This is a genomic window from Psychrobacter sp. UBA6739, from assembly GCF_002453835.1.
GTDB lineage: Bacteria > Pseudomonadota > Gammaproteobacteria > Pseudomonadales > Moraxellaceae > Psychrobacter > Psychrobacter immobilis_A.
Genome location: NZ_DKHR01000019.1, coordinates 60,735 through 71,669, shown reverse-complemented (window position 1 = coordinate 71,669; position 10,935 = coordinate 60,735). Strand labels below are relative to the sequence as shown.

The 10,935-nt window shown below is 37.2% G+C and carries 7 protein-coding genes; 2 read left to right on the top strand and 5 right to left on the bottom strand.

Annotation, left to right across the window (positions count from 1 at the left end; all coding sequences use genetic code 11):
- The 3 genes from B2575_RS05175 to B2575_RS05165 form a co-directional block, all read right to left on the bottom strand.
- Positions 1-1,708 (bottom strand): Hsp70 family protein (locus B2575_RS05175; RefSeq protein WP_296240452.1); only part of this gene is annotated, 1,708 nt, incomplete at its 3' end.
- A gap of 39 nt (positions 1,709-1,747) precedes the next feature.
- Complete coding sequence (locus tag B2575_RS05170; RefSeq protein ID WP_296240451.1) at positions 1,748-2,779, bottom strand: hypothetical protein; 1,032 nt, start codon at positions 2,777-2,779, stop codon at positions 1,748-1,750.
- Positions 2,780-2,799: 20 nt separating this feature from the next.
- Positions 2,800-4,425 (bottom strand): hypothetical protein, encoded by a 1,626-nt coding sequence (locus tag B2575_RS05165; RefSeq protein ID WP_296240450.1) that lies wholly within the window; start codon positions 4,423-4,425, stop codon positions 2,800-2,802.
- 745 nt (positions 4,426-5,170) lie between these two features.
- On the opposite strand from B2575_RS05165, the gene B2575_RS05160 reads away from it, so the two are divergent.
- Both B2575_RS05160 and B2575_RS05155 read left to right on the top strand, forming a co-directional pair.
- A complete protein-coding gene (locus B2575_RS05160; protein WP_296240449.1) occupies positions 5,171-7,135 on the top strand; it encodes an SH3 domain-containing protein in 1,965 nt (654 codons plus the stop codon).
- Positions 7,136-7,509: 374 nt separating this feature from the next.
- Positions 7,510-7,878, top strand: coding sequence for a surface-adhesin E family protein (locus B2575_RS05155; protein ID WP_296240447.1), 369 nt, complete (start codon positions 7,510-7,512; stop codon positions 7,876-7,878).
- Positions 7,879-8,462: 584 nt separating this feature from the next.
- On the opposite strand, the gene B2575_RS05150 is transcribed toward B2575_RS05155, so the two are convergent.
- Together B2575_RS05150 and B2575_RS05145 are read right to left on the bottom strand one after the other, a co-directional pair.
- Positions 8,463-9,386: a LysR family transcriptional regulator gene (locus B2575_RS05150; protein WP_193031444.1), complete on the bottom strand. Its 924-nt coding sequence runs from the start codon at positions 9,384-9,386 to the stop codon at positions 8,463-8,465.
- A 183-nt stretch (positions 9,387-9,569) separates the two neighbouring features.
- Positions 9,570-10,931, bottom strand: a complete 1,362-nt coding sequence (locus tag B2575_RS05145; RefSeq protein WP_296240446.1) for an NAD-dependent succinate-semialdehyde dehydrogenase — start codon at positions 10,929-10,931, stop codon at positions 9,570-9,572.
- Positions 10,932-10,935: the final 4 nt, after the last annotated feature.

Genomic DNA, 10,935 nt, shown 5'->3' with positions numbered 1-10,935 from the left:
TAATTTCACCAAAGCGTGTATTAAAAATTGCTTTCGAACCTTCTTTACCAAAATTAATTTCATAAGTTGGAATGGTTATGACATCGTCTTTCACTCCTGGGCGAACATCCTGCATTGTCTTGTACGTGCCTTTACCTTTCGCTGGCAGTGTTTTATTTTTCTCTAGTCCCGCCAGCGGCCAAACACCTTGTTTGGCTACCAAGGTATCGTAAACCTCAATACCAATATTATAAGGTAATGTCGCATTGGCTATTTTCAGACCTTGAATAATAGTAATGGTATTTGGCTGACAAGGAATTATCGTACCATCACTACTGGATAGCTTTAGCTCAAAGTGATTGGTTTTCCCCGTATTTAATTGCAACTCGATAATTTCAACATCATTATCTATAGCTAAACTACCTGAAGACCAAGCACCATCGCTACGTAGTACCTCTAAACTGAATGTCTCTGGCAGTGAAGATTCTGATGCGTCTCTATCAATCTTAATACCCAAGTGTTCAGCTGTTTCAACAGTGGTCTCAGGGTACTTTAAGATAAGCTGGGCCTTTTTGGTGTCACGCTTTTGCAGCTCTCTAGGAATGTCTTTGGTGGAAGCAAATAAGGTCGCGCCTCGAGCGACGGCCGTCATAGGATCTATGCTGGTATCGATCTTATCTGTGATTTGTTCCACTAACATCCGGCGTAGCGTCTGCTGGAACGTTGGACCGCCTACTAAGATAAGCGAGCTTAAGTCGCTGGGTTCTAAATTATTACGTTTAATTAAGTCCTTTGTGATGTCAATGGCTTGCTGAAATATCGGAGTGACTACTTTTTCATATTGATCTAAGGTAATTGTGATATCAAATTCAATATCGTCTCCGCTATCGTCCTCACCTAGATCATCAATAAACTCGCTCCACTGATCGCTTGATGATAATTTGATCTTTGATTCTGCAGCAAATCCTTTTAATGCTTCTTGTAACAAACCCTTCATGGCTGAATCCGAAATAGTGTCTTCAAGATCACACTGCTTTTGAATCTCTGGTATAAACAATTGATCAACTACGGCTGCATCCAAATCTTTACCACCAAGGTGGTTATTGCCTGCTGAATCAACCACTTTCATGATACCCTCTTCCGTATGCATCAATGCCGCATCAAAAGTACCACCACCAAAGTCAAACACTAACCAATAACCTGATTGGCTAGTTGCCTTGATACCATAAGCAATCGAGGCGGCAATGGGCTCTTGTAATAGCTCACAATAGCTAAATCCTGCCAGCTGTGCAGCCCGCTGCGTAGCGTCTAACTGACTTTGCTCAAACATAGCAGGTACTGTAATCACAGCAGATGTGACATTTTCGTCTCTGACATAACCTTTTAGTTTTTTAAGCACTTCAGCGGAAAGCGCTTCTGCACTATAACTTCTATCCATAAAGGTTGATTCATAGTTATAATTCGTGCCCATATTACGTTTAAATTCTTGATAGCCATTAAGCTTAGTGGCTTCACGTTTTTTAAAGTTTTGTATGGCTTCCTGCTCTATTGCATTTTTTGCCTTATCTCCAACACGCATAATTTGCTTTTTATTAAAAGAAATACATGAAGCTGTTGTATCTCCCTGATCATCATCTGATTTAATGATTACAGAGTCACCATCTTGCATGACTGCAATGGCAGAGTTAGTTGTACCCAAATCAATACCAAAATCTACTTTTTGACGCATATCTACATTCCTATACTTTATTATTCATTGATTTTTTTTCTAACCAACACTGACTTCAACATCAGCTTTTTGAATTAACTTATCATTGAAATTAACCTGAGGATAAACCACTCTAGTGATTATACTTTCATCTTCATTGAGCTCATCACTCGGTATAAATCGGGCCTTAACAGTCATCCCTTCAGTATAATTCATGCCCAGATAATCAATAATCTCATAGCCATTACTACCAAGCTCCTCCTCTAACCTCTCAAGAGACTTGCTCAGAGATTTAAGCCCTTTGGTATCTTCTGGTAGCGCAGTTATGCGTCTACGCATACGATGAATTTCATCTGCAAGCTTAATAGCCAGACCATGATCGATATTATCTTCACTATTTGAAAGCATATCTGGGCTAGCGGTTAGGGTAGCAGCTTCAGCTAAATGAGCATGTTCTAACTTGAGCTTAGCCACAACTTCATTAAGCTGTGTTATTAATTGGGCATCAGATTGGACGATATTCTCTTCCGCTTTTTTCACACCTTCAAGCGCAGACTGCACCTTATTGACTAAGCCTACGTTTTCTTGGTTATGCTGCTTTCTCAAATACCAATAGACCCCACCCAAGATTCCAAGTAGACCTAGTAAACCTAACAAGCCTAGCAATGAGTGGTTTGTGAATTTATTATCTAAGTTAGAGGTTTTTTCTGCTGTATCTGCGCTTAACGTATCAACATCTTTTTTTAAGTTTTGCTCAGATGCTTTTGTGGTGTTCTCTAATGTAGTTATAGATTGATTGGTATCATCAAGCTTAGTATTAACGTCTTCTAATGCTGTTTTAAGCTCAGAGAGTTGTTCAAGCCTCTCTTTACTTTCTGCTTTATAGTCAGCACCTTGTTTCTCGAGAGCGCTTAGTAGCTTTTCATTGCTAGACTGGATATCACTAATTTTTTGCTGCTGTAGAACTACGGTCTTTTGTATAGCAGCAATGTCTTTACTGGTATCATTTTGTTGATCAGCACCAAATGATGAGGTGGAGCTTACAGCAAAAAAGCTACTACATATTAAAGCGGATAAAATGGTCTTTTTCATTACAGCTGCCTTTAATTATTTTACTTTGCATTATTTTCAATAAAGCTTTTGATAATTGTCATTACTGCATATAAGACGATAAGTGGCCAAAATCCTGTAAATAGCGCTGCTATGACATATCCAACTCTAAGATAGGTGGAGTTTATACCAGTCATATTACTTATCGTATAAAGAGCACCGCCAATTATGGGTTTATCCTGAGTAGCAACCACTGGAAGGTACTTTTTACCACCTGCTTTTTCTACTGCCTGCTGTAAATCTGATCTCTCACTACTTATATGAGCATACGCCTTCCTGATGGATTCTTCTGTTTCATCATCTATATCAATATACAAGAACTCTCTTTGTATTTTCGACATCAAGTTATAGCACTCATCAATAGTGGCATTAGTGGCATTTAACTTATCTAGGTCTGGCTGCTCTTTAAACTCTTCAAAAGTATCTTTATAGACTTCTAAAATCTTACCAATTAGTTTAAAAGCACATGCTCCTGCTAAACTTCTGAATAGCTCTTCTTCTTTAGCACTTTGTACGGTAATAACATTTAGCTCAGCGACCATCTTATTCAGTAACCACTCAGCATCAGCAATTGAATAAATCTCTTTTTCTAGATAGGCAAATATATTTATAAAAATCTTATTGACAGATTCTTCCTCTATTATCTCCTCTAACTTATTTTTATTATCTGCAATATTACTTTTCACTTCACCGTAAGCTGGTAACTCATGAGCCCAATCAATTATATCTTTAGCAAACCCAGACTCTTCCAGCTCATTGTTGGCAAAAACTGAGCACCTCTTAGCCGTATCAGCGTAATCATTGACTACTCTTTGAACTTTATAATTATTACAATAAAGGTCTAATTCGCGAACTAAGGGTTCCTTATCTTTTAATTTATCAACCAAACCGTAAACAGCCCAGCTTTCTTCTTCAGTTAAGCCGTGCTTAACTTCATCAATTACATCCTGAATTTCAGTTATATAGGGATTAATAATTTTAGATTCAGCATAATCCTGCATATCCTCAGCATAATTTGAGAACGCCCCTAATAACTCAAGAACACTACCCTCCATACTTGAAGCATACTCAATAAGACTGTCAATCATCGTTTTACTGAGTGAGCTATTATCTACAATATTCTTATTAGACTGTAAGGCATTAGTTTTAATCTTATCTAGTTCTTTGATAACTGAGCCATAACGCTCAACAACTTCATAGAGCTTTCCATAAACAAAACCTGACGACTTAAGCTCGAATAACGATATGACATTAGCGTTTATAAGCCACGAGAACTTAGGGTTTGAGTTAGAGAGTATCTGTGAGTCCCATAACTCATATGCTTTACGATAATTATTATTTTCTATAGCTTCAAAAGCAATCTCGTCAACCGTATCGTATTGGTAGAACCAAAATAGTGCATTAAACACTCTGTCGTTATCACTTTCGAGGTTTCGAGCAGCGTCCTGTATAGACTCCAATGTTCTTATAGGTAGGTTATTGCTAGCACTCATATCAAGCGGATAATCTTTAACCTTACCGAAATCAACAAAAGTCTCTAAATCGCTTGTTCTTTTAGCTAGTTCTTTACTAGTTATAGGGCTTACTAAGCCTAAAACCCTATAAGGATTATTAAAAACTTTATCCACTTTTGTCAGCCTTGAAAAATTATATTGTTTTTAAAATATTAACCCTATGTTATCATTTGTATCATTTTAAATGAATAGCTATACTGAAATTTAAACAGTACTTTAACTACAGAAAAAACCTGTAAGCAGAAAATTTTTAGGCTAGAGAAGATAAGTAGCGTTATCCATCACAGAGAAAACTAAAACTCACAAGATATATCAAAGTAAAGCTCAGTCATATAACCTAGAATTGATAGCAATCTTCAAAGAAAATAATCCTTCAAGAAACCAACTTAAACTTGCTAAAAAATAATGAGATACCTTAAAGAATGCCACGCCACACCTTACTAAAATAGTCACATGGATAGGCATTTATTGTCGGCAAAAAAAATTAATTTAGCATTGGTAGAGTATGCAAAGTCTGTAGTACTAAGCCATTCAGTCACTATGATTGCACTAAGTACCAAACCAGTCATCAACAAGTATACCGTAACCTAATTATTGTGAGCTACTTTTTATAGTCACTCATAATAAAGAAAGATATGGCGTTGATTATTTGCACGCTAATTTAAGCGAGTAATTCCAAGAAATTAGTAAATATGGCGTATTAATTCTAGTAAATAAATAGTCGTTTATTTACCAATAGCTGCGCTATCAACCCCTTTATTACTTCACATAAATATAACGGTAATGAACTTTAAGGTTTACCCATATATATTTAAAGCACTCTAACTTTAATAGAACCTAAATAATTAAGAATTAATTTATGACATCATTTTATATTAAAGATCAGAATGGATTACATGCCAGCTTTCAAACGACTGCTCTCATAAGCAAAAGCTCTAACGGTGAGCTATATAACATCAAGCCATCATCTACCTCTGAGCTTAAGGGCTTAGTTTTCAAAAAGTTTTCAAAAGCCTATCAAAGCATGAATGTGCAACCGAAAATTGAATACATGGTCAATCACCAACCGCAGACTGATGTTAGCAACGATTCAAAGATATGCTGGCCATCACATTGTGTCTATGATGAAAACAATGTTTTTGCGGGTTACTTAATGCCATTAGCATTAAATGGCAGTCTATCTCTAGATGAGATTTTTAACAGCACAAAGCAATATAGTAATAAGTGGCAAGCTTTTGCAGAGAATACACTAGCTAGCTACGAGTTAAGGTTGAAGACATGCATAAATATCTGCCAAACAATACGTTCTATTAATGAGACAAACTGGTATATTTTTACAGACCTTTTTCCTACCAATATCATGGTAACTAATGATGGTCGAATTTCATTGATCGAATGTGACTTGATTCTAGAAAATAATAATGAAACTCATAAGATCACTAACTTTGATTCAAGAGATATCTCAGGGTATACACCTCCTGAGGCGCTAGGGATGAATATAAGTACTAATATATATAATGAGTCACAAGAAAGATTTCCTTTATCAGTTATTATTTATGAAATAATATTCAGAGCTCATCCTTACTCGGCAACTTTTACTCCCCCTTATAACCACTTAGTTACTCTTGATGAGAAAGTTGAAAACAATCTTTTTGTTCATGGTGGAGGTAGTAGCCATATTAGCTTGATGCCACCTGAACATAAGGGCTTCGATAATATTAATCATAAATTAAAATCTTTATTCCATCTAGCGTTCGATATAAAGTCTAAAGACAGAAGACCTACTCCACAATTGTGGGAAAACACCCTTACCTTACTGGTTATTGAAAAAAATCATGGCCTTCAGCCTACTCCTAACTTAAAGACCATTACATCTCAGCCAGACATACAGCATCAAAACAGAGAGGATGATACTAATCATACTCCTGTGTACATAAATACGAATAACAAACCTAATGATCTTAATACGAATGTAAAAGCCAGCTGGTGGGGTCAAGGGCAATCTCAATTAGCAATTATTATTTTTCTTTTGCTTATAGGAGTCATCATAGTACTAGCAGCCACTGACTTCGGTTCAAATACAGAAAATGCCGCAGAAGACCTTTACAATGCACAACAAGAAGTATCGGATGCAGGGACCTATGAGCCTACAGCAGCATACAATGAAGTTGAAGAAGTAAACCCTCCTAAACTAACAGACCAATTTTTATATGTGATGTCGGATGAGGCGAACCTAAGACAGAGACCAAGCTTAAACTCTCCTATTGTCATGAAGCTCGAATATAATACTAAATTAACTCAAACTGACTCACCATTAATTGAAGATGGAAGTATTACTTGGATTAATGTAGCTAGCAATGGAGGAACTATGGGTTGGATGTCAAGCCTGACACTTTCTAAATACCCACGAGATATTCTTTACTCAAGATGTGGCGTGAGAAATAATGAAGTTGAATATATAGTTGCTTCTGCTGGTGTAAATGTTCGGAATAGTGCAAACACAAATGACAATAGTGTTATTGGTTTGATACAAAAAGGTGAGATAGTTTGTCCATATATGTATCTTGGAACTTATGATGAATCCATAGGCAGATGGATGGGCTTTCAATTGACTAGTGGAGAAGTAGCCTGGGTTGCAGAATCATTATTAGAACCCTACTACGAGCCTGAGCCCTACTATGAACCTGAGCCTGAGCCGGAACCTGTAAATGAGCCGGAACCTGCTAAGATAAGACGGCCTGAGCTTTCAGATAATCATGTACCGAATGCATCGTCGTCTGATTCTAATACAAGTGATTATGATAAGTATAACTCATGGTTCTAATACTTCCCGATACATACTGCCAATAGCGTAGAAACTAACTTAAAAGATTTTAGTTACACAGACTGTATTTGATTAAGCTATTAGTAATTATTTGCCATTGTCAGAAGCAATGGCGATGGCGGCTTTACGCCGATACAGAAACTAAATCACGCAACTTAATTCTATTGGATAAGTTTCTTATAGTTGGGATGATTACCGTTCGTTGCCTGTAGTGAGTACTAAGATCAGTATTTAAATTGCTGATCTTAGTAGGTATTGTATTTTATGGTCGATCTCAGTGTATTTATGGGCGTACCTTAAGTGGGTAATTTGAGGCTATTTGCAGCGGTAATTCTATACTTGCAACTAACTTTAACTATTTTTGTGAGGTTTTTTTGAAAAAATTGGCTGTAATACTATTTTTTGGTTTTTTGTTTACTTATGCCAATGCATCAAATTGGGTTCAAGTTCATTCAAACCCTGAGCAGAAAAGGTACGTTTACGTTGATATAGAATCAATATCAGTACAAGGTGAGTACAAACAAGTGCTTTCCAAAAGAATAGCCATCGAAGATAAAATTTATTTTATAGTTTTTAATTCTTACGATTGTAAAAGCAATCCAATGAGAGTTAAAACTACATATTTTACTAGTTACAATCTAGATGGAAGTGTTAGATATTCTGGATCAAAAAGCAATTTCTTTGAGCCTCTTTCGTCTGGAACAGCAAGCAAATTAGAAGCAGATTTTGTTTGTAATTTCTGATTTTTCGGTCACTATAGAGGTCGAAATGTCATTTACAATACTTGCGACTATTGCTATGTTCTTTGATTCACACTGATGAGAAGGCAGAGTGATTAATTAACTATCAATACGCACGTAAGATCCAGTTATTAATTACTGATCCTGACTGGATGGATGATGAATTGGCCAAAAACTTTGGAGACCATCGATAACTTACTGGTATCATTTATGTTGCTAAACTGACTGATGCGCCAAACAAATTAGTGCACTATAAACACTTGAACTGTGCCGAAGAAACCGTAGACATTAACTTAGGAGATCATAATTTTAAAGAATTTTTATGAAGGGTTGTTTTTGAAATTAATATCGATAGCGAAGAATTATTCAATGCTAAAGTAAACCAAATATTAATCTAAACTATAACTTATTGGGTGGTAAACACCTCAATATTATGGTGTCCGAAATATCATTAACCTCTCCATTACCATTGATTTACTTTACTCTGATGATTCGAAAAGACGCTAAATGCTATTGTCTATATAGTGTAGAAGATTGAGGTATGAAGTTCACTTTTCTCAGGTGGTGTTGTTAATATTAGGGTTTGATTAGAAAGAAATATCAAACTCTATAATCTCTTCAATGAATCTGGCTTCAATAGGTGATAAAGCACGGTGTTTGTGCCAAAAAATATGAACAGGTATGTCAGCAATACCTTCGTTTGGCGGCAAACGTCTCAACTTAGACTCTAGGTGTGTTGCAGCAATAAATTGATCTGGTAGCGCGCCGATTCCATAGCCAGTATAAATCAGACGGACCGCTTCATCTAAATTGTTGGTATAAGCACTAATGCGGCCAGTGATATCATGGTTTTCTTTAAATACCGTAATTGGTGAAAGCACATCACCAATATCCTCACTGCTAAAAGCTATGAAATCCTCTTTTAATAGACTATCAAAACTCAAATCAGGTACTGAAAACAAAGGATGATTGTAGCCGCAGTATAGATAATACCGCTGAGTAAACAATAACTGCTGATTAAGGGTTTCTGGAATATGTCTAGCTAAGCATATACCAACAGCAGGCGTCTTTTGTTTTAGGTTATTTAAAATATCCATACTTGATTTCACCGTTAAATCTAAAGTGATATTTGGGTATTTTTTTTTGAAATATACTAAAAAATCATTGTACTTTGGATTGTGGAGTCGACTGGCGACCAGCAATTTAATCTCGCCTTCTAAGAGATGCGAATTGCTACCTTTCATAGCCTCAATAGAGGTTATTTCTGTAAATATCGTTTGGGCAACTTGAAGACAGTAATGACCGATGGGTGTAAGTTCTAAGGGCTTAGTATTACGGATGACCAGCTGACTTTCGAGCTGCTCTTCAAGCTTTTTGAGGTTCTGACTGACCGCTGACTGGGTAATATTCAAGCGATTAGCAGCTGCACTAATGCTCCCTTCCTCATATATAACAATTAATACATGAAGCAATGTCCAATTCAAGCTATCAGCTAATTTCTGTTGTAGCATGGTAGTTTCAGCACTTATATTCTAGATATATTGATAACCGATCAACATGAAAGGCCTGCCAAAAACACAGAAGACTTAAGTTTTTGTGATACTTATCCAGCCTGTGAATTTTTAGCGTGCCTTTCATCATTGTCCTCAGCTCATAATACAATATAGCTAGAGATAACGGGACTGTATAAACGCTTATTTATTATATAGCTTAAAATTTACGAACTCATTCATCCCATAAGGACCAAGCTCGCGGCCAAAACCTGAGCGTTTAACACCACCAAAAGGCATTTCAGCCGCTGTCCCCGGTGCTTGGTTGAACGTCACCATACCAACATCCAACCGCTCAGCGATAGCTTGTCCACGCGCCATATCTTGCGTATGAATACATGCTCCTAGACCGAATGGCGTATCGTTAGCAAGCCTTATAGCCTCCTCAATATCAAGCGCTTTATATACGACCGCTACGGGTCCAAAAAGCTCATCATGATAGGCTTGCATATCTGGGGTTACGTCAGCTAATAGCGCAGGTTTAAACCATGCCCCCGATTTTGCTATCTGTCCACCAGCTACTAGCACTGTAGCACCTTGCGTTATGGTATTATTGTATTGTGCTTGAATAGTCTCTAAAGCTTGACTCGAGGATAATGGTCCTAAAAAAGTCTCTTTGCATAAAGGGTCAGCAGGCTCTAACGACTCAATTTTATGGACTAGTTTTTCTACAAATTCCTCATAAATATCCGCTTGTAGAATAATACGTTTTGCCGCATTACAGGCTTGACCAGCATTTCCAAATCTACCGATGAATGCACAGGTTACTGCTTGATCGATATCTGCATCTGCTAAGACTATAAAGGGATCCGACCCTCCTAATTCGAGTACCACCTTTTTCAGTGCCGCACCTGCTGTCTGTGCAACAGCCGCACCTGCCCGCTCCGATCCTGTTAAGGAGACCCCTTGAATACGCTTGTCATTAATGATGGATGTAACTTGGTCATTAGTTGCAAAAATATTATTATAAACACCTTTAGGTAAGCCTGCTTGTGCCAATATAGTAGTAATAGCTACAGCCGACTCTGGGCATGAAGGCGCATGCTTCAACACCATCGCATTACCTAGCATCAAGTTAGGTGCAATAAATCGCGCTACCTGATAATGAGGATAATTCCATGGCATGATACCCAATAATACGCCGATAGGTTCTTTTTTTACTAAGGCGTTTTGAGTATTAGGCAAATCTGCTGTCGTTAAAAACTGCTCACCATACTTGGCATAATAGCGAAATATTTCACTGACCAATCCAAGCTCTCCTTCACCTTGCGCCACAGGCTTACCCATTTCGCGTGCCATAATTATCGCTAAGGCTTCTCGTTGCTTGTCATACAGATCAGCAATATTATTTAATATTCGTACACGCGAGTTGATGTCACTTGTGCGCCACGCCTGATAAGCATCATTTGATTCGGTAATAATAGCCTGTATTTCGTAATCAGAATGATTGGTATATTGCTTTTCTATCTCGCCAGTCGCCGGATTCGTTACTTGATAGCTTGTCATAATA